This is a genomic window from Nocardia yamanashiensis (assembly GCF_021183565.1).
Lineage (GTDB): Bacteria > Actinomycetota > Actinomycetes > Mycobacteriales > Mycobacteriaceae > Nocardia > Nocardia yamanashiensis.
The window spans coordinates 976,769-995,241 of sequence record NZ_CP089226.1 but is presented as its reverse complement, the minus strand read 5'-3'; the positions used below and the strand labels follow the sequence as shown (position 1 = coordinate 995,241).

The window sequence follows — 18,473 nt, the reverse complement described above, 5'->3', positions numbered from 1 at the left end:
ACCTGCGACATCCGCAAGGAATGTGAGGCTTGGCACACTCTACCCGGATACAGTGGCGCGGTGGCACCTTCCGCACCGATCTTCGACGGCTCCGGGCTTGCTACCAGCGGCGTTGTGGCGCGCTTGATCGACGAAGTGTACGAATTGTGCCGATCCGACACCTCGGGCGCGCTCGCCGACTACATCCCGGAACTGGCGGCGGTGCAACCGGATTCGTTCGGCGTCTGCCTCGCGACGGCGGACGGGCGGGTGTACGGGAGCGGAGATCTGGACACCTGCTTCACGATTCAGTCGATCTCGAAACCGTTCACCTACGCACTGGCGCTCGCGGATCGGGGGCTGGACGCGGTCTCCGAACGCATCGATGTGGAGCCGTCCGGGGAGCCGTTCAACGAGATCAGCCTGGATCCGCGCACGCAGCGGCCGCGCAACCCGATGATCAATGCCGGGGCGATCACCGCCGCGTCGCTGATCACCGGGCGGGACGCGGAGGACCGGTTCACGCGAATCCGGCGCAGTTACAGCCGATTCGCGGGGCGGGAGCTGCGCCTGAACGAGGAGGTGTACGCCTCCGAGGCGCGGACCGGGTACCGCAATCGGGCCATCGGGTATCTGCTGCGCGGGGCGGGGATCATCGATATCGATCCGGACGAAGCGGTCGACCGGTATTTCCGGCAGTGTTCCATCGACGTCACCTGTCGCGATCTGGCCATGATGGCGGCGACCTTGGCCAATAACGGGGTGAATCCGCTCACCCGGGAACGCGCGCTGTCGGGGCCGCTGGTCGAGCAGGTGCTGTCGGTGATGACCACCTGCGGCATGTACGACGCGGCGGGCGACTGGGTGACCACGGTCGGGCTGCCCGCGAAAAGCGGTGTGGGCGGCGGGATTCTGGCGGTGCTGCCCGGGCAGATCGGGATAGCGGTGTATTCGCCACGCTTGGACGAGCACGGCAGCAGTGTGCGCGGGGTGAAGGCCTGCCGGGAGCTTTCGACGCGATTGGGCTTGCACTTCCTGCACGTGTCGCGGGCCGCGCGCACCGCCATTCGCGCCGCGTATTCGGTGGCCGAAGCGCCGTCGCGGTTGCGGCGGGAGCCCGAGGAGCTGGCGGTGCTGCGCCGGTTCGGGGATCGGGCGCGCATTTTCGAACTGCACGGCGATCTGTTGTTCGCGGGCGCGGAATCCACGGTGCGGGCGGTGGAGCACACTCCGGGCGAACTGGCGGCGCTGGTGCTGGATCTGCGCGAGGTCGGGGATGTGAGCGCCATCGCCATCCGGATGCTCGACGATCTGCAATCGGAACTCGCCGCGGCGGGCACCCGGGTGGCGCTGGTCGATCCGGACGCCAAGCTCGGGCGGCTGGTGTCGAGCCTGGACCCCGCCGATCCGCAAGGGCGGGTGTTCATCGACCGCGATGCCGCCACCGAATGGTGCGAGCAGATCATTCTGGACGAGCACACGCCCGAGGACGAGCGCACGCCCGCCGCCTACGCGGTGGCCGAGCATCCGGCGCTGGCGGCCATGCCGGAGGACGAACGGCTGCTGCTGGCCAAGGAATTCGAGACGCGGACGGTGGCGCGCGGGGAACGCATCGTGGCGCACGACAGTCCGCGCTGCGGGTTGTTCCTGATCCTGTCCGGGCGGGTGCGGTTCACCTTCGACGATCGCGAGCATCGGCGGCATCGCCTGGTCACGTTGAGCGCGGGCATGTCGTTCGGTGAGATGTCGATGCTGGCCGGGGTGCGGTTCGCCAATGACGTGTACGCGGAATCGACCGTGCGGCTGGCGGTGCTGCCGCCGGACCGGTTCGATCTGCTCACCGGGCAGGCGCCCGAAGTGAAACTGGCGCTGCTGGAACGGCTGGCCGCCGCGGCCTACGCGCAGGCCGACGCCGCCGTCCGGGCGCTGGCCGCGCACGGCGGCATCTGAGGTCAGTGACCCCCGGCGATCACCTTGGGGTTCACGTAGGGGCGCAAGGGCGACAAGCCCTTGTAGGTGTCGATCATGAAGCGCCCCAGGGCCGCATGCGCGGCGACGATCGGATTGGTGCCGCCGTAGTTGCCCGCGTCGGGCGCTCGATCGGCGAAGAACGAGAACGCCAGCAGCGGTGCGCCGTTCTCGTCGAACATCACCCCGGTCTCGTGCCGGCGATCATCGGCCGCACCGAATTTGGTGGCGAAACGCGCCCGTTCGCCCGAGGACATGTAGCGGCGGACGCCATCGGTGTAGCCGACGCCCGACCAGCTCATGACGCGCAGGATCGCCTGCGTCGAATCCTTCGACAGCAGGGTCCCCGAGGCCAGCCGGTACAGCAGGTCGTTGTTCTCCCGGGGCGTGGTCACGCCCAGATAGAACCGTTCCTCCCCGGGAATCACCTCCACCCGGGTCTTCTCGAATCCGAGCTTCGCCAGATTCCCGTTGATGGTCTCCCCCGGCACGAACCGCGCCAGCAGCCGCACCGCCGTATTGTCCGACACCTGCAGCATGGAAGTGAGCAGACCGGCGACGGTCACCTGATCCCCGAACGCCGGCTGATTCAGATAGATCCCGCTCCCCTCCATGATGCTCGCCTCATCGAGAGTCGTTGTGTCCGTGAGCCGTAACCGCCCCGCATCGACCTCGGCCATCACCCCCGCCATCACCGCCAGCTTCTGCACACTGGCCCCCTCGATCACGAAATCCGCGTCCTCCTCGACCACGGCCGTCCGCTCCCCCGACCCCAGCTCCGTCACATACGCATGCCATCGCCCACCCGCCGCCCTGGCCACCGCCCGGAACTCCGCGTCGAACGCCCCGCCCGCCGCCGACGGCTCCGCCCCCGCGACCCCCGCCCCCAACAACCCGCCCGCCGCGATCGTGCTCGCCGCCAACAGGGTTCGCCTGGTGATCTTTTCCACCCGCCGAAAGCTAGCCGTGCCGAACAGGTTTCAGCAAGCGAACGAGGAATTTCGGCGTGACCTGCGGCTAGATCACTTCGGTATGATGGCAGGCGTGACGGAGCGCAAACCGCCCGATCTCACCTTCGAGTCGTGGATCGACAAGCAGATCCGCGAATCGGCCGAGCGGGGCGAATTCGATGATCTGCCCGGGGCCGGGCAACCGATACCGCCGGGGGCGGCGGATGACGGGTGGTGGCTGCGGTCCGCACTCGAGCGTGAGGGACTCAGCGCGGACGCCCTGCTACCCGAGTCGATAGTGCTGCGCCGCGACCGCGAACGGCTCCTGGAGAACGTGCGAGGCATGCGGTCCGAACGCGAAGTGCGAGAAGCGGTCTCCGAGCTCAACGACCGCATTGTGCGCTGGCTGCGGATGCCCAGCGGGCCGCCGGTACCGGTCGCGCCGGTGCGGGTGGAGGACGTGGTCGCGGAGTGGAAGGCCGAGCGTGCAGCGGTGCGGGCAGCTCGGGTGGCGTCCGCGGAATCGCGCACCGAGAATCGCATCCCGCCTTCAGGGCGGGACGGAACCAGTTGGTGGCGGAGGCTTTTCGGGCGCACCCCCTGAGATCCCGAGGGACCTCCCCCTCGTCATCCCGGCGTGCCCCTTCTCGTCATCCCGGCGTGCTTTTGCCGGGAACCCTATCCCAGCGAACCGTGTGGATTCCGGCTGAGAGCATGCCGGAATGACGGGGACGAGATTGCCTGGCGGAGCTGGGTGCACGCCTGCGATCAGGGAATCGCGCGGAGCCAGGCGTCGGCTTCCCGCGCCGTGCTCAGGCGGATGACAGTGAGATGAGGGTAGTCCGGGAGGCGGGCTTCGGTGTCGGCGCGGCGGGTGGCGTGCTGGGACCAGGCCCAGCGCATGGGGTGGTCGGGTTCGAGCCAGTTGCGGGCGGATTCGCGATTGCCGTTCCAGAGCTCGCGGCGGGTGAGGGTGCGGGTGACCGAGCGGCGGATGACGCGGGGCATGACGGTGGAGCGGGGGAAGTCGAGCCAGACGAAGGTGTCGGCGCGGGACCAGAGGAGGCCGCCGAGGGTGCGGAAGTACTGGTCTTCGGTGATCCAGGCGTCGGTGCGGGAGAAGGCGTCTACTTCGGCTTCGAATTCGGGGCGTTTGACCCAGCCGGGGCCATGGTGCAGGGCATCGAGTTCATAGCGTGGAAGGTGCAGGCGGGCGGCAAGTTTCGTGGCCAGGGTGGTTTTGCCCGCGCCGGAGATGCCGGAGACCAGGATGCGGCGCATCAGCGGGCGGGGAGGTGCTGGGCGAGGAGGATGGCGAGCTGGGTGCGGGCATCGTCGAAAGGGTGGCTCGATTTCAGGGCGCGGCTCTGCACGATCACGCCCTCGATGACCGACACCAGCAGACCCGCCAGGGCGGGGGCGGACGCGCGGTCCACGCCGGCGGCGGCCAGGCCCTCGGTGAGGCGACCGGTCCATTCGGCGAAGGCCTGACCGGCGGCGGACTGGACGGTGGGATCGAGTTCGTCGAGGGCGGCGGCCATCATGAACGATCCGGCCCGGTAATCGCTGGCTTCCAGCTCGTTGCGCCAGAAGGCGAACAGGTCGGTAAGCCACTTGTCCGGATCGGGTGCGGCGGCGAGGGCGTCGGCCATGCGGCTGAGGTGGTTGTACACCAACCGCGACACGATTTTCGCGGCCGTCTCGATCAACTCCCCCTTGCCCGCGGGGAAGTGCTGATACAGCGAATTGCGGGAGGCATTGCTGCGTTTGAGCAGCTCACTCAGGCCGGCGGCATGCACGCCGTGTTCCTGCACCGCGGCAATGGTGCTCGAGATCAGCCGAGCGCGGGGTCCTGCGGTCAAAAATCCTCCAGCCCTTGTGTGAACCGATCGGTCCATGTTAGACGTTAACCCTGTGAACCGATCGGTTCACACACGAGAGGAAGCCATGCCCGCGACCATCGCCACCGCAGCCCCGGTCACGCACGCCGCCATCCTCGGCCTGGGCGCCTACCGCCCGCGCCGGGTGGTGCCCAATGCCGAGATCATCGACCGCATCGATTCCTCCGACGAGTGGATTCGCACCCGCTCCGGCATCGCCGCCCGCCGCTGGGCCGACGCCGACGAGACCATCGTGTCCATGAGCGTCGCCGCCTCCCGCGACGCGCTCACCGCGGCGGGCATCACCGCCGAACAGATCGACACCGTGGTGCTGGCCACCTCCTCGCAGATGGTGCTCGGACCGTCCGCGGGCGCCGTGGTCGCCACCGAACTCGGCATGCACGACACCGCCGCCTTCGACGTGTCGGCCGGTTGCGCGGGCTTCTGCTACGCGCTCGGCGACGCCGCCGCACTGGTGCGTTCCGGGCAGTCCCGGTACGTGCTGGTGATCGGCGTGGAACGGCTCTCGGACCTGCTCGACACCTCCGACCGCACCTGCGCGTTCATCTTCGCCGACGGCGCGGGCGCGGTCGTGGTGGGACCGTCCGAGGAAGAGGGCATCGGGCCGGTGGCCTGGGGTTCGGACGGCAGCCAGACCGCGGCCATCAAGCAGGACAAGGACTTCCAGCAGTACTTCGCCGAGGTCGCCGAGGCCGAGCGCACCGGCGGCACCTCCGTGCGACCCTACATCCGGATGAACGGCACCGCCGTATTCCGCTGGGCCGTCACGTTTTTGGAGAAGGCGTGCCGGGACGCGCTGGACAAGGCGGGCGTGAGCGTCGCCGACCTGGACGCGTTCGTGCCGCATCAGGCCAATATCCGCATCACCGAGGCGCTGGTGCGGGCGCTGCACATGCCCGAGAACGTCGCTGTCGCAAAGGATATCGTCGAGACCGGTAACACCAGCGCCGCCTCCATCCCGATGGCCATGGAGGAGCTCATCCGCTCCGGCGGCGCGAAGAAGGGCGATACCGCGCTGCTGCTCGGTTTCGGCGCGGGCCTGGCCTACGCCGGACAGGTGGTGCGCCTGCCCGGCATCGCCTGAGAGTGATCGCTACTGGCGGTAAGTCGCCAGGAACCTGCCGATGCGCTCGATGATCGCTTCCAGATCATCGGCGTGCGGCAGGGTGACGATGCGGAAGTGATCCGGGCGCGCCCAGTTGAATCCGGTGCCCTGCACGATGTGGATCTTCTCCTGCAGCAGCAGGTCGAGCACGAACTTCTCGTCGTCGTGGATCGGGTAGACGTTCAGGTCGATGCGCGGGAAAGCGTACAGCGCGCCTTTGGGTTTCACGCACGAGATGCCCGGGATGGCATTGAGCGCCTCCCAGGTGCGGTCGCGCTGATCGAGCAGCCGGCCGCCGGGCGCGGTGAGATCGTAGATGCTCTGATGCCCGCCGAGCGCGGCCTGAATCGCCTGCTGCGCGGGCACATTCGCGCACAGGCGCAGGCCCGCGAGCATGGTGAGGCCCTCGAGATAGTTCTCGGCGTGCTCGGTCGGCCCGGACACCACCAGCCAGCCGCCGCGGAATCCCGCCGCGCGGTAGGACTTCGAGAGCCCGGAGAAGGTCAGGCAGATCAGGTCCGGGGCGAGGGCGGCCGTGGCGGTGTGGGTGAGGCCGTCGTAGAGGATCTTGTCGTAGATCTCGTCGGAGAAGACCACCAGATTGTGGCGGCGGGCCACCTCGAGGATGGCGCGCAGCACCTCGGGCGAATACACCGCGCCCGTCGGGTTGTTGGGGTTGATGATGACGATGGCCCGGGTCCGATCGGTGATCTTGGACTCGATATCGGCCACGTCCGGGGCCCAGTCCGCGCCCTCGTCGCACACGTAATGCACCGGGCGGCCACCGTTCAACGCGGTCGCGGCGGTCCAGAGCGGGAAGTCCGGCGAGGGCACCAGCACCTCGTCGCCGTTCTCCAGCAGCGCCGTCATGGCCATCATGATGAGTTCGGAGACGCCGTTGCCGAGGAACACCTCCTCCACGTCCACCTCGGTGACGCCGAGCGTCTGGTAGTACTGCACCACCGCGCGCCGCGCCGACAGCAGGCCCTTGGACGAGGAGTAACCGCTCGACGCGGGCAGGTTGCGGACCATGTCCTGCAGGATCTCCGCGGGCGCCTCGAACCCGAACGGCAGCGGGTTGCCGGTGTTCAGCTTCACCACGTGATGCCCCTCGGCCTCCAGCCGTGCGGCATGCTCTGCGACCGGGCCACGAATCTCGTACGACACTCCCGCGAGCTTGCTCGACTGCTTGACCTGCATGGACATCCCCTTCCGGATACGTTGCCGCACACTCTACTTGGATTTCCCAAGAATGCACTTGGTTTTTCCAAGCAGAACGCTACAGTAGTCACATGCCGCGCCGCACCTACGACCACTACTGCGCCGTCAGCCGGGCCCTCGACGTCATCGGCGACCGCTGGAGCCTGCTGGTGGTCCGCGAATTGAGTTCCGGCCCACGCCGCTACAGCGACCTGTTCGCCGACCTCCCCGGCATCAGCACCGACATGCTCGCCACCCGCCTCAAGGAACTCGAACGCGACGGCATCCTCACCCGCCGCAAGGCCGGCCCGCGCGCCACCACCGCCGTCTACGAACTCACCGACACCGGTGCGGACCTGCGCCCGGTCCTGGACACCCTCTCCGCCTGGGGCACTCCCCTGCTGGGCGAACGCCGCAGCACCGACGCGGTGCGCGCCCACTGGTTCGCGCTGCCGCTGGGCCGCGCGCTCGCCGCCGCCCACGGCCCCGGCATCATCACCGTGCAGATCGGCGACACCGCGCTGCATTACGAGATCACCGACGCCGGCATCACCCATCACGACGGGCCCGCCCCCACCCCCGATCACGAACTCCATCTGACCCTCACCGAGGCCATCGAGATCGCCACCGGCACCGGTGAACTCGCCGATATCGCAGAACCCGCCTGACCCCGCCGCCCGATCTGTGCCCCCGGAATTCGGGGCCCGCGACAATGCCCCGACTTCCCGGGGCATCCGAAGCGGCCCAGCGTATTTCGCGGCATCCTGGAAGACCGCCGGATCGGTCGACAGGAGACGCCCATGCGCAAATACCTGCCCTTGCTGCAGGCGGCCGGGTGGCTCCTCGTCGGCACGGTCGTCGTGGTTATCGCCGCGCTGAGACTCATCGCCGAGGACGAACCACTGGCCGGGGTCCTGCACCAGGCAGCCGACTTCGGCGGTATCCACCCCTTCCTGACCACCACACCCGTCGAAGGCGCGGCACAGGCCGTCCCATCGACCTCGGCGTTGCCCGCCCGCGCCGGGACGAAAACGGCGGGCGGAGTCCGGATCCCGGGCGACGAGCCAGGCGTGTACGGCGGGTTCCGGGATCAAGCCACCGCGAATGCGGAGACGCTGATCGACTACTACGCCAATCACGCGGCCGAACGCCGAGGCGTGGTGCGCGCCTTCACCGATGACACCGAGTTCCGATGGGCGGGCACCGGCACGCTCACGGAAGAAGACCTGACCGTATACCTACGCGGACTGACGCCGGCGCTACTGCGGTTCGACATCCGGGTCACCGATCACGAATTCCGCGACGGCAAGGTCACCCCCTTCGAAACCGTCCTGCAGCGCGGCACTTCGGTCTTCATCGACGCCTACGGTGTGCCCCGGGTCCGCGGACGCAGCGGATCACCACTGACGGTATCGACATCACTCGAACTGCGCCCGGTGTACTCGGGCACACCCTGGACCGGTTTCGACAAGGCAACGGTCATCGTCGTGACACCCACACCCGACCGCCTGACCGCCCTCACCCTCGCCGACCTCACCGGCGGTACGGCTTTCGATCGCCCCGTCGGCACGAACGGCCGGAGCGACCGACCACCCTCGGTCACCGTCCGGCCGAGCGGCCGGTGATCCGGGCTCAGGAATCGTTTCCGCCACCTTCCTCCGGTTCCGCCACGAGCCCGAAATGTTCGTGGTGGGATCGCGGGGAGAGAACGGAAAACGCTGATGAGTACTGAAATTCGTGAATTTCGCATCGATGTGCCGCAGTCCGAACTCGAGTATCTGCACGAGCGGCTCGATCGGGCGCGGTGGGCGGGGGCGCTGCCGGGGACGGGGTGGGAGCGGGGGGTGCCGGTGGATTATCTGCGGGAGCTGGCGGGGTATTGGCGGAGCGAATTCGATTGGCGGGGACAGGAAGAGCGGTTGAACGGGTTTCCGCAATATGTGACGGAGATCGACGGGCAGCATATTCATTTTCTGCATGTGCGGTCGACGCGGGCGGATGCGCAGCCGCTGCTGATCACGCACGGGTATCCGAGTTCGGTGGCGGAGTTCTGGGAGTTGATTCCGCAGCTGATCGAGCCGCGGGAGGGGCCGGCGTTCCATGTGGTGGCGCCTTCGCTGCCGGGGTACGCGTTCTCGACGCCGCTGGCGGGGTCGGGGTGGACGATGACGCGGACGGCGCGGGCCTGGGTGCAGTTGATGGCGCGGCTGGGGTACGAGCGGTATGGGGTGCACGGGGGCGATGTGGGGGCGGGGGTTTCGGGGGCCGTGGCGGGGCTGGACGGTGAGCATGTGACGGGGGTGCATGTGGTGACCGATCCGCTGACCGCCGCCAATACCGCGACCTTCCTGCCGGGGATGGCCGAACGGCTCGATCCGGACGATCCGGTGGACAAGGTGATCCTCACACGCATGGATCAGTTCCGGCGGGACGGCTCCGGGTATCTGGCGATTCAGAACACGCGGCCGCGGACCATCGGATACGGGCTGGTGGATTCGCCGCTGCTGCAATTGGCGTGGATCGCGGAGAAGTTCGAGGAGTGGACGGATCTGCCGATCGACCGGGATCAGCTGCTGACCACGGTCAGCCTGTACTGGTTCACCGGGTCGGGGGCCAGCGCGGCGCACACCCTGTACGAGCAGGCGCATTCCGCGGATTGGGGTGCGGCGCCGGCCGTGCCGCAGGGGTTCGCGGTGTTCGGCGCGGACGAGACCGTGCGCCGGGTGGTGCCCGCACCGCCCGACGCGCACTGGAGCGAGTTCGGGCAGGGGCTGCACTTTCCCGCCATGGAAGCGCCCGCCGAACTCGCCGGTGATCTGCGGGCCTTCTTCGGACCGCTGCGGTAGGCGACCCACCCCACGGCCGAACCCGGAACCGGCCGGCATCCGTATTACTCTCGGGGGCGACAGCGTCTTCAGCTCTGCGCAACCCCGCTCCCGTACGGATTTCCGGAGGTCTGCCGATGAACCAGCTCGTCGCTCCACCGCTGCTCGCGGCCGATCCGGCACGGCAGCCGCTCGCACCCGTGCCGTCCGCCGGGCACATCTTCGACGTCACGCGCCGGCTCGGCACCGTCGACATGGACGAGAACCAGGGCCTGCGGATCGATGGCATCGCCCGGCACATCCAGGACGCCGGGGTCGATCACCTGGTGCACTGCGATGCGCTGGAATCGCATCCGCATTGGATCGTGCGGCGCACGGTCATCGACGTGATCCGGCCCATCGCCTGGCCCGCTCAATTGCGTTTGCGCCGTTGGTGTTCGGGGATCTCGCCGCGCTGGTGCACCATGCGGGTGCGGATCGACGCCGACAACGGCGGGCTGGTCGAGACCGAGGGTTTCTGGATTCACATGAACAAGGAGACGATGAGCCCGTCGCGGGTGGCGGACGAGTTCTTCGAGCTCATGTGCACGACCACCGATGAGCGGCGGCTGCGCTGGAAGCAGTGGTTGAACGAACCGCTCCCGCTCGCCGCCGGCGTGCGATTCCCCTTGCGGCGCACCGATATCGACCACTTCGGTCATGTCACGAACACCGCCTACTGGCATGCCGTGCACGAGTTCACCGCCGACGCAACGCAGTTCACCGCGGCCCCGCACCGCTTCGTCCTCGAGTACAACAAACCCATCCGCTCCGGGCAGCAGCTCGACATCCACACCGCCCGCACCTCCGATGCCGTGACAATGTGGTTCTCGGTCGAAGGTGACGTCCGCGCCGTAGCGCAGCTCCGCGCCACCGAATAGGGGATTCAGCAGCGCGCCCACTCGATCAGGGCCGCCGCATCGCCCCGCACCGTGCACCGCACTGGCGTTCGGCGCATCCGGGACCGCCGCACAGCCGCCCCGGGTTTCCGCTTCCTTCCCCTACCCGCGCGGCGGACCTGGGCATTCGCCGGGCGTCGGTAGCATCGGCCCGGACGTGCCGGGATCGATTCAGGAGGACTTGTGAGCAGCACCGACACCGCGGGCACCATTACGATGTCCGGTTCTGGGAGCGCCAGCGCCACGCCCGACCTCATGCGGGTGACGGTGTCGGTCGAGAGCCGCGCCGAGACGGTGGCCGCCGCGTATGCGCGGGCCGGGGAGCGTACGGAGGCGATCACCGCCGCGTTGCGCGCCGACGGGGTGCAGGGGCGCGATATCGGCACCAGTGGGCTGTCGGTGCGCACCGAGACGGTGTGGACGGACGGGAATCGCGAACGGGTGATCGGGTATCTGGCCAGTACATCGCTGACGGTGACCTTGCGCGATATCGGGACCGGCGCGGCCAAGTCCGACAGTGGGCCGGCGGCGATCATCGCGCATGCGGTGGACGCGGGCGGCGACGATGTGCGGCTGGGCGGGCTCACCCTGGCGGTCGCGGACGAGGCGGAATTGGTTGCCACCGCGCGGGATTCGGCGTGGGACGATGCTCTCGCCAAGGCCGAGCGCTACGCCGCGCGCGCCGGTCGCTCCCTCGGCGCGGTGGTGGAGATCACCGAGAATGTGGGTGCGGCTCCGGTGAATCGGGAGATCGCGTTCGTCGCGAAGTCGGCGCCCATGGGTGCGGCCCCGGTGCCGGTGGAGCTGGGCGAAAGTCAGCTCTCGGCGACGGTGCAGGTCACGTGGCGACTGAACTGAGACAGTTCGCGGCACCCGAAAACTGAACCCGGACCCTTCGAAGCACCCGAAAACTGAACCCAGACCGTTCGAAGCACCTGGCAACTGAACTCAGACGGTTCGGGTCACCTCGCAGCCGATCCTGACGCGGACGTGCGCGGGGTTGTGGCAGCCGATTTTCGCGGCGGCCGACCCCAGCACTGCCGCGTCGAACTGCGGTCAGGCGGCCAGGTTTCGCAGTGCGGCTTCGGAATTCGAACCCGGCTCGGCCGCGTACATGTCCAGGCCGCAGCAGGCCGGGGCCTCCGGGAGTGAGACGAGTTCGGCGTGCAGGAGTAGTTCACCGGCTTGCGGATGGTGCAGGTGGGTGGTCCGCGAACGGGTGCGAGCCACCGGATGCGACGACCACAGCCGCTCGAATTCGACACTGGAGGAAAGTATTTCGGTGATGTGAGCGATAACCCGGGCATCGCCGCGATAGCGACCGAAGAGCACCCGCAGATGCGCGACATGGTCGTGGGCCGCCGATTCCCAGCCCGCACCGTACAACTCGCGGTACCGGTCGTCGGTGAACAGCAGGTGGGTGAGGGTGCGGCGCTCCTCGGGCACGGCCGCGAAATCACCGAATAACGCTGCCGCCAGCGGATTCCACGCGATGATCTGGGTATACCGCCCCAGCAGGACAGCCGGTGTCAGCACCATCGATTCCAGCAGATGCCGTACCCCCGCACTCACCTCGGGCGTCGCCTCCGGATCGGGGCAATGCTGCGGGCGGCGGGCCAGCTGATGCAGGTAGTCCAGCTCGTCGCCGTCCAGCCGCAGCGCCACACCGATCGCATCGAGCACCTCGTCCGAAACCTGTTCGCTCCGGCCCTGTTCCAGCCGCGTGTAATGGGCGATGCTCACCCCGGCCAGCCGCGCCAGTTCCTCGCGCCGCAGCCCCGCCACCCGCCGAGTACGACCGTAATCCGGTAATCCGACCTCGGCGGGCCGCAAGCGAGCCCGGCGTGAGGTGAGGAATCCGCTCAGCTCGGCTCGATCGTTCACAGTCCGACTTTACGCCCGGCGCAGGGTGATCACGCCGGACGTACTCGGCGACCGGACCTGGCTGCCCGCTGTTTTTCGATGTGCGCGACCGCCGCCGAGGCCGCGGCTTCGGTGATGTGCAGCTGCGCGGCGAATGCTGGAGTGGCGGGCTACGGCGAGGGCGCCGAACCGATCGCCGAATCCGGGCGCGGCAGCGGAGCACCAGCGCCGCAAGGTGATCATGCCGTGCGTACTCAGCGCCCGGACCTGGCTGCCGGAGCGCCAGCGCCGGAAGCTGATCTCGCCCATCCCCTCGACCAGGAGCGAAACTATGTCCCGGACCATCGGATTCATCGGCAGCGGAATGATCGGCGGCACCGTCGCCCGGCTGGCGGTGGCCGCCGGATACGACGTCGTGCTGAGCAATTCCCGCGATCCGCGCACTCTCGACGAGGTGGTAGCCGAACTCGGCCCACACGCCCGCGCCGCGACACCCGCCGCGGCCGCCCGCGCCGCGGACCTGCTCGTCGCGGCCATCCCCCTGACCGCGTTCGGCGCACTGCCCGCCGCCGACCTGGCCGGGCGCATCGTGCTGGACACCGCCAACTACTACCCCGAACGCGACGGTCACCTGGCCGAACTCGACAGCGCCGCAATGACTTCGAGCGCGCTGCTGCAACGCACCCTGCCGGGTTCGCGAATCGTGAAGGCGTTCAACACCATTACCCCGCATCAGCTGGCGACCCTCGCCCGCCCCGCCGATGCCCCGGATCGCAGCGCACTGCCCCTCGCCGCCGACGACCCGGCGGCGCTGTTCGAGGCGACCGCCTTCCTCGACCGAATCGGTTACGACGCCGTCGAAGTCGGCCCACTCGCCGACAGCTGGCGGATGGAACCCGGCACGCCCGCCTACGTCGAGCCCTACCTCGGGCATATCCCAGCCGTCGATGTGGCCGAGTTCCTGACGTGGACCTACCACACCCCCGGCCTGGTCATCCCGCGGACCCGCCTGCGCGATCTGCTCGACGGCGCGACCCGTCAGCGCCCGGCGGACACCCGTTTCCCGTCCGCGAACCAGCCGGTCGTCAAGCCTTGAAATAGACCATCTGATGCGTTGTGACCAGCAGTTCACCGTCGGCGCTCCACAATTCACCCGCCTGATCGAAGTAGCCGCCGCCGAACCGCGTCGCCCGCGCACTCGCCAGCACCGGCCGATCCCCCTGTACGGCAAGCAGTTCGGCATCGGCATGGAAGTACACGGTCAGCGAAACGGTACTGGCGGGCACCATCCGGCCCAAGCGCACGAAGACGCGCGGGAAGAACGCGTCGGACATGGCCGTCAGGCTCGCGAAATCCAGCGACCGCGCGGGCGCGTCACGAATCCACAGCGTGGTCTGTGACCCGGCGGCCTCCCCGGCCGCGATCGCATCCATCCCACCCTCGACGAACCGCATCTCGTAATTCCGCAACCAGGCGATGAACCCCTCCGGAACCTCCTGCACGGGGACCGACTCGGCACACCCGACGTCCGGCGCCTCCCGCTCGGTAGCCGCCCAGCTGTCCCGGCGGGTACCGGTCACCACGGTGGCGGTCGCATTCGTCTCCGCCCCCTGCCGCAACGACACCACCCAATGCTGCGTACTCCGATTGGTCCGCACCGCCTCCGCGACGATCTCGAACTCCCCCTCCGCGATCGGTCCCGCGAAGTTCACCGTCAGCGAGATCGGATCCCCCAGCCGCTCCGGATGATCCAGCACCGCCTGCAACAATGTCGCAGCCGTGATCCCTCCGAACGGCCCCACCATATTCCCGTAGTCGGGCGTGGTCCGCCCCGCGAAAACACCGGGTGTCCCGGATTTCAGCGCGACAGCGGTATCGAAGGGATGCGTCGGAGCAGCGTCGGTCGCCATGACACACAAACTAGACACTGTTCAGACGCCGCCCACGCCCACCCCCGCGACCGACGCCGACATCAGGGGTCAGCACCTGTTCACCGGCGCGCCGCGCAAGCCCGGACGGCTCCCTCCGGTCCAGCAATCGCCTGGTCCACCTCGGCATCCGCCGGGTAGCCCGGCACCACGATCCACGCGCCGCGTCGGCACGCCGACCTCCGATCGTCTTACCAGCGCTCCAACAGCGCGATGCATCGCACCGGGCACCGGCGCGAACCAGGTCGAACCTCCGCCGACTCGCCCGGGCGTGATGAGTGGAACGCACCAGGCGACACGCTGTGGTCGGCGTCCACTCCCCGAGCAAGCTCGCTGTGCGTCAGCGCTCGAGGAGAGCGATGCACTCCACGTGGTGGGTGGAGGGGAAGGCGTCGAATACGCGCAGGGCCGATGGGGCGTACCCGGCGGACTGGTAGAGGCCCAGGTCGCGGGCGAAAGAGGCCGGGTCGCAGCCGATGTGGACGATACGGCGCGGGGCCCGTTCGGTCAGCGCGTTGATCACATCCTTGCCCGCCCCCGCACGCGGCGGGTCGAGGACCACGACGTCCGGGGCGAGGGCGGGTTGTTCGGTGATCCACCGCTCCACCCGCTCGGCGCGCAGCTCGACCTGCCGCATATCGCGCAGTGATGCCTTGCCTTCGGCGACCGCCGTACGTGCGAACTCGACGCCGTGCACCGCACCGGACGAACCGACCTGGTCGCCCAGGCGCGCGGCGAACACGCCGACGCCGCAGTAGAGGTCCCAGGCCAGCGCGCCGGGAGCCGCATCGGACCATTCGGCGACGACATCGGAATAGCGCTGCGCCGCACCGTAGTGCGGCTGCCAGAAGCCGGTGGCGGACAGTTCCCAGCGGCGGCCGCCGACGTACTGCACCGCGCGGCCGTCGCCCTCGACGATCCGTTCCGCCCGTTCGCTGTGGGCGGCGGCCCGGCGCGCGGCCGTGCTTCGCCTGTCCCCACCGCGCCGTCCACCATCGCGACCCGAGCCGCCGTTGCGGCCGGCACCGCCATGACGCCCCGAACCTGCCTGCCGGCCCCGGTTTTCGCGCCGGTCGCGGCCGCCGCGGCCACCGGCCGAATCCATCTCGGCGGGCGCGAGTTCGATGAGGTGCCGGGTGCCGTCGCCGTCGACGGCCACCACCAGTTCCGCGCCGGGCGTCCACTTCCGGTCGGCGATGCCGTCCATCGCGCCGGGCATGGGCTGCGGGCAGCGCAGGTCGGCGATCACGTCGGTGCTGCGGAAGGCATGCACGCCCGCGCGGCCCTGGGCGTCGACGGCCAGCCGGACCCGGGAGCGCCAGCCGCCGAATTCAGCGGCGGGGCCGATCGATTCGACGGTGATCTCCGGCTCCCAGCCCGCGAGCCGCCGCAGCTGTTCGGCCACCACGGACGCCTTGAGCGCCCGCTGGGCAGCCGGGGTGGCGAAGGCGAAATCGCAGCAGCCCGCGCCGCCGGGTCCGGAGACCGGGCAGGTGGCGGGGATGCGGTCGGGGGACGCCTCCAGGATCTCGATGGCCTCGGCGCGGCAGAACGATCCGCCGCGATCCTCGGTCACCTGGGCGCGCACCAGTTCACCGGGCAGGCCGTGCCGCACGAACAGCACCCGGCCCTCGTGCCGGGCCACACAGAACCCGCCGTGCCCGGGCGCCCCGAGCCGGACCTCGAAAATCTCCCCGTACCAGTCGCTTCCGGACCGGCTCACCCTTCGTCTCCGAAACCACGCCGCACCGATCCGGGCGCGATCACCGAACGCGGCCGGGCGGCCCGGGCCGAGGAGCTGAGCTGCCACGGCACGCTGGTCACCATCACGCCGGGCTCGAACAGCAGCCGCCCCTTGAGCCGCAGCGCACTCTGGTTGTGCAGCAACTGCTCCCACCAGTGACCCACCACGTATTCGGGAATGAACACGGTGACGATGTCGCGCGGCGCGTCCTTGCGCAGCCGCTTAACGTAATCCACCACCGGCTTGGTGATCTCGCGATACGGCGATTCGATCACCTTGAGCGGCACCGCGATATCGCTGCGCTCCCATTCCCGCACCAGCGCCCGGGTATCGGGCTCGTCCACGTTCACCGTGATGGCCTCGAGGGTGTCCGGCCGCGTGGCCCGCGCGTACGACAGCGCCCGCTTGGTCGGCAGATGCAGCTTCGAGACCAGCACGATGGAATGCGTCCGGCTGGGCAGCACACCGTCCCAATCGGTTTCGTCGAGCTCCCGCGCCACGGTGTCGTAATGCCGGTGAATCAGCTTCATCAGCACGAAGATCGCCAGCATGGTCACGATGGCGATCCACGCCCCGGCCAGGAACTTGGTGAGCAGCACGATGACCAGCACGGTCGCCGTCATGGTCAGGCCGATGGCATTGATCACCCGGGACCGCTTCATCCGCGACCGCTGCGCCGGATCGGTCTCGGTGCGCAGCAGGCGCGTCCAATGCCGCAGCATGCCGGTCTGGCTCAGCACGAACGAGACGAACACGCCGACGATGTAGAGCTGGATGAGCTTGGTCACCTCGGCCCCGAACAGCACCACGAACGCGATGGCCGCCCCCGCCAGGAAGATGATGCCGTTGGAGAACGCCAGCCGATCGCCACGGGTGTGCAGCTGGCGCGGCAGGAACCGGTCCTGCGCCAGGATGGATCCGAGCACCGGGAACCCGTTGAAGGCGGTGTTGGCCGCCAGCACCAGGATCAGCGCGGTGACGATGGTGATGAAGTAGAACCCGAGCGGGAACCCGTCGAACACCGCGCCCGCGAGCTGCGCGACCAGCGTCTTCTGCTCGTAGCCGGCCGGCGCGCCGATCAGGTCGGCGGTGTTGTGGGCGTACACGATGCCCACCTTCTGGGTGAGCACGATCATGCCCATGAAAAGCGAGATGGCAATGGTGCCCAGCAGCAACAGCGTCGTGGCGGCATTGCGCGACTTCGGTTTCCGGAATGCGGGCACGCCATTGCTGATGGCTTCCACACCGGTCAGCGCGGCACATCCGGAGGAGAACGCGCGGGCGATCAGGAATACGAAGGCGATACCGGCCAGATGCTCTTCCTCGGCCTTCAACCCGAATCCGTAGGACTCGGCGTGCACCTGCTCGCCCAGAATCCCGATGCGGGTGAATCCCCACAGCAGCATGACGAACATGCCGATCATGAAGGCGTAGGTGGGAATCGCGAAGGCGGTGCCGGATTCCCGTACCCCGCGCAGATTGATTGCGGTGAGGATCACGATCGCCGCCACCGCGAACAAGACCTTGTGCGTCGAGACGAACGGCACGGCCGAGCCGATATTGGAGGCCGCCGAGGAAATCGACACCGCCACGGTCAGTACGTAATCCACCAGCAGCGCGCTGCCCACCGTCAGGCCCGCGGTGGGCCCGAGATTCTTGGTCGCCACCTCGTAGTCGCCGCCGCCGGAGGGGTAGGCGTGCACGTTCTGCCGGTAGCTGGCCACCACGACGGCCATGACCAGCGCCACCGCCACACCGACCCAGGGGGCATAGGCGTAAGCGGACAATCCGGACACCGAGAGCACCAGGAAGATTTCCTCGGGCGCGTACGCCACCGACGAGAGCGCGTCGGACGCGAAGACCGGGAGCGCGATTCGCTTCGGCAACAGGGTATGACCGAGCGAATCGCTACGGAATGGGCGGCCAACCAGCATGCGTTTGGCGGCCGTCGTCAACTTCGACACTCCTGCGAGCATAAGGCAGTGGTTGTCATGTCGCGTCCACGGCGCGGCGGGTTCGGTTTCCGGGTCGTAGGGTGGCCCGTGAGGGATGTGAGCTTTTTCCGATTGCGT

The 18,473-nt window shown here is 68.6% G+C and carries 18 protein-coding genes; 9 read left to right on the top strand and 9 right to left on the bottom strand.

The annotated features are described in order from the left end of the window. The first annotated feature begins 60 nt into the window (after positions 1 to 60). Complete coding sequence (glsA, locus tag LTV02_RS04635) at positions 61 to 1,929, top strand: glutaminase A (protein WP_233038679.1); 1,869 nt, start codon at positions 61 to 63, stop codon at positions 1,927 to 1,929. Positions 1,930 to 1,931: 2 nt separating this feature from the next. On the opposite strand, the gene LTV02_RS04630 is transcribed toward glsA, so the two are convergent. Further along, positions 1,932 to 2,897, bottom strand: coding sequence for a serine hydrolase (locus LTV02_RS04630; RefSeq protein WP_233038678.1), 966 nt, complete (start codon positions 2,895 to 2,897; stop codon positions 1,932 to 1,934). An 85-nt stretch (positions 2,898 to 2,982) separates the two neighbouring features. Between LTV02_RS04630 and LTV02_RS04625 the strand changes: the two genes are divergently transcribed. After that, complete coding sequence (locus LTV02_RS04625; protein WP_233038677.1) at positions 2,983 to 3,501, top strand: DnaJ family domain-containing protein; 519 nt, start codon at positions 2,983 to 2,985, stop codon at positions 3,499 to 3,501. Positions 3,502 to 3,665: 164 nt separating this feature from the next. Here LTV02_RS04625 and LTV02_RS04620 read toward each other — a convergent pair whose 3' ends face one another. Both LTV02_RS04620 and LTV02_RS04615 read right to left on the bottom strand, forming a co-directional pair. Continuing rightward, positions 3,666 to 4,178 carry a P-loop NTPase family protein gene (locus LTV02_RS04620; RefSeq protein WP_233038676.1) on the bottom strand — a complete coding sequence of 171 codons (513 nt, stop codon included), beginning with the start codon at positions 4,176 to 4,178 and terminating at the stop codon, positions 3,666 to 3,668. Further along, the gene (locus tag LTV02_RS04615; protein WP_233038675.1) at positions 4,178 to 4,759 is read right to left on the bottom strand and encodes a TetR/AcrR family transcriptional regulator; all 582 of its coding nucleotides are present in this window, start codon (positions 4,757 to 4,759) and stop codon (positions 4,178 to 4,180) included. The genes LTV02_RS04620 and LTV02_RS04615 overlap by 1 nt, the downstream gene beginning before the upstream one ends. Positions 4,760 to 4,844: 85 nt before the next feature. Between LTV02_RS04615 and LTV02_RS04610 the strand changes: the two genes are divergently transcribed. Next, entirely contained in the window at positions 4,845 to 5,882 is a 1,038-nt protein-coding gene (locus LTV02_RS04610) for a beta-ketoacyl-ACP synthase III (RefSeq protein ID WP_233038674.1), read from the top strand. 9 nt (positions 5,883 to 5,891) lie between these two features. On the opposite strand, the gene LTV02_RS04605 is transcribed toward LTV02_RS04610, so the two are convergent. Then, positions 5,892 to 7,103: a pyridoxal phosphate-dependent aminotransferase gene (locus LTV02_RS04605; protein ID WP_233038673.1), complete on the bottom strand. Its 1,212-nt coding sequence runs from the start codon at positions 7,101 to 7,103 to the stop codon at positions 5,892 to 5,894. Between the two features lie 92 nt (positions 7,104 to 7,195). Here LTV02_RS04605 and LTV02_RS04600 point away from each other — a divergent pair, with 92 nt between their 5' ends. The 5 genes from LTV02_RS04600 to LTV02_RS04580 all read left to right on the top strand — a co-directional run bounded on the left by LTV02_RS04600 (position 7,196) and on the right by LTV02_RS04580 (position 11,724). Beyond that, a complete protein-coding gene (locus tag LTV02_RS04600; protein WP_233038672.1) occupies positions 7,196 to 7,771 on the top strand; it encodes a winged helix-turn-helix transcriptional regulator in 576 nt (191 codons plus the stop codon). Positions 7,772 to 7,903: 132 nt separating this feature from the next. After that, positions 7,904 to 8,728 carry a DUF6777 domain-containing protein gene (locus LTV02_RS04595; protein WP_233038671.1) on the top strand — a complete coding sequence of 275 codons (825 nt, stop codon included), beginning with the start codon at positions 7,904 to 7,906 and terminating at the stop codon, positions 8,726 to 8,728. Positions 8,729 to 8,824: 96 nt separating this feature from the next. Continuing rightward, positions 8,825 to 9,949 carry an epoxide hydrolase family protein gene (locus tag LTV02_RS04590; RefSeq protein ID WP_233038670.1) on the top strand — a complete coding sequence of 375 codons (1,125 nt, stop codon included), beginning with the start codon at positions 8,825 to 8,827 and terminating at the stop codon, positions 9,947 to 9,949. A 116-nt stretch (positions 9,950 to 10,065) separates the two neighbouring features. Further along, positions 10,066 to 10,848 carry an acyl-[acyl-carrier-protein] thioesterase gene (locus tag LTV02_RS04585; protein ID WP_233038669.1) on the top strand — a complete coding sequence of 261 codons (783 nt, stop codon included), beginning with the start codon at positions 10,066 to 10,068 and terminating at the stop codon, positions 10,846 to 10,848. 201 nt (positions 10,849 to 11,049) lie between these two features. Beyond that, positions 11,050 to 11,724, top strand: coding sequence for an SIMPL domain-containing protein (locus LTV02_RS04580; RefSeq protein ID WP_233038668.1), 675 nt, complete (start codon positions 11,050 to 11,052; stop codon positions 11,722 to 11,724). Between the two features lie 198 nt (positions 11,725 to 11,922). Here the strand turns inward: LTV02_RS04580 and LTV02_RS04575 are convergent, their stop codons facing one another. Further along, a complete protein-coding gene (locus tag LTV02_RS04575) occupies positions 11,923 to 12,750 on the bottom strand; it encodes a helix-turn-helix domain-containing protein (RefSeq protein WP_233038667.1) in 828 nt (275 codons plus the stop codon). 9 nt (positions 12,751 to 12,759) lie between these two features. Then, positions 12,760 to 13,083, bottom strand: a complete 324-nt coding sequence (locus LTV02_RS04570) for a hypothetical protein (protein WP_233038666.1) — start codon at positions 13,081 to 13,083, stop codon at positions 12,760 to 12,762. Between LTV02_RS04570 and LTV02_RS04565 the strand changes: the two genes are divergently transcribed. Beyond that, on the top strand, positions 13,061 to 13,825 hold the full coding sequence (locus LTV02_RS04565; RefSeq protein ID WP_233038665.1) for an NADPH-dependent F420 reductase: 765 nt from the start codon (positions 13,061 to 13,063) through the stop codon (positions 13,823 to 13,825). The genes LTV02_RS04570 and LTV02_RS04565 overlap by 23 nt on opposite strands. Here LTV02_RS04565 and LTV02_RS04560 read toward each other — a convergent pair. The 3 genes from LTV02_RS04560 to LTV02_RS04550 form a co-directional block, all read right to left on the bottom strand. Next, complete coding sequence (locus LTV02_RS04560) at positions 13,815 to 14,639, bottom strand: acyl-CoA thioesterase (protein WP_233038664.1); 825 nt, start codon at positions 14,637 to 14,639, stop codon at positions 13,815 to 13,817. The two genes, LTV02_RS04565 and LTV02_RS04560, sit on opposite strands and share 11 nt — an antisense overlap. A 358-nt stretch (positions 14,640 to 14,997) precedes the next feature. Then, positions 14,998 to 16,380 (bottom strand): class I SAM-dependent RNA methyltransferase, encoded by a 1,383-nt coding sequence (locus tag LTV02_RS04555; RefSeq protein ID WP_233038663.1) that lies wholly within the window; start codon positions 16,378 to 16,380, stop codon positions 14,998 to 15,000. Then, a complete protein-coding gene (locus LTV02_RS04550) occupies positions 16,377 to 18,365 on the bottom strand; it encodes an APC family permease (RefSeq protein ID WP_233038662.1) in 1,989 nt (662 codons plus the stop codon). Before LTV02_RS04550 ends, LTV02_RS04555 begins: the two co-directional genes overlap by 4 nt. Positions 18,366 to 18,473: the final 108 nt, after the last annotated feature.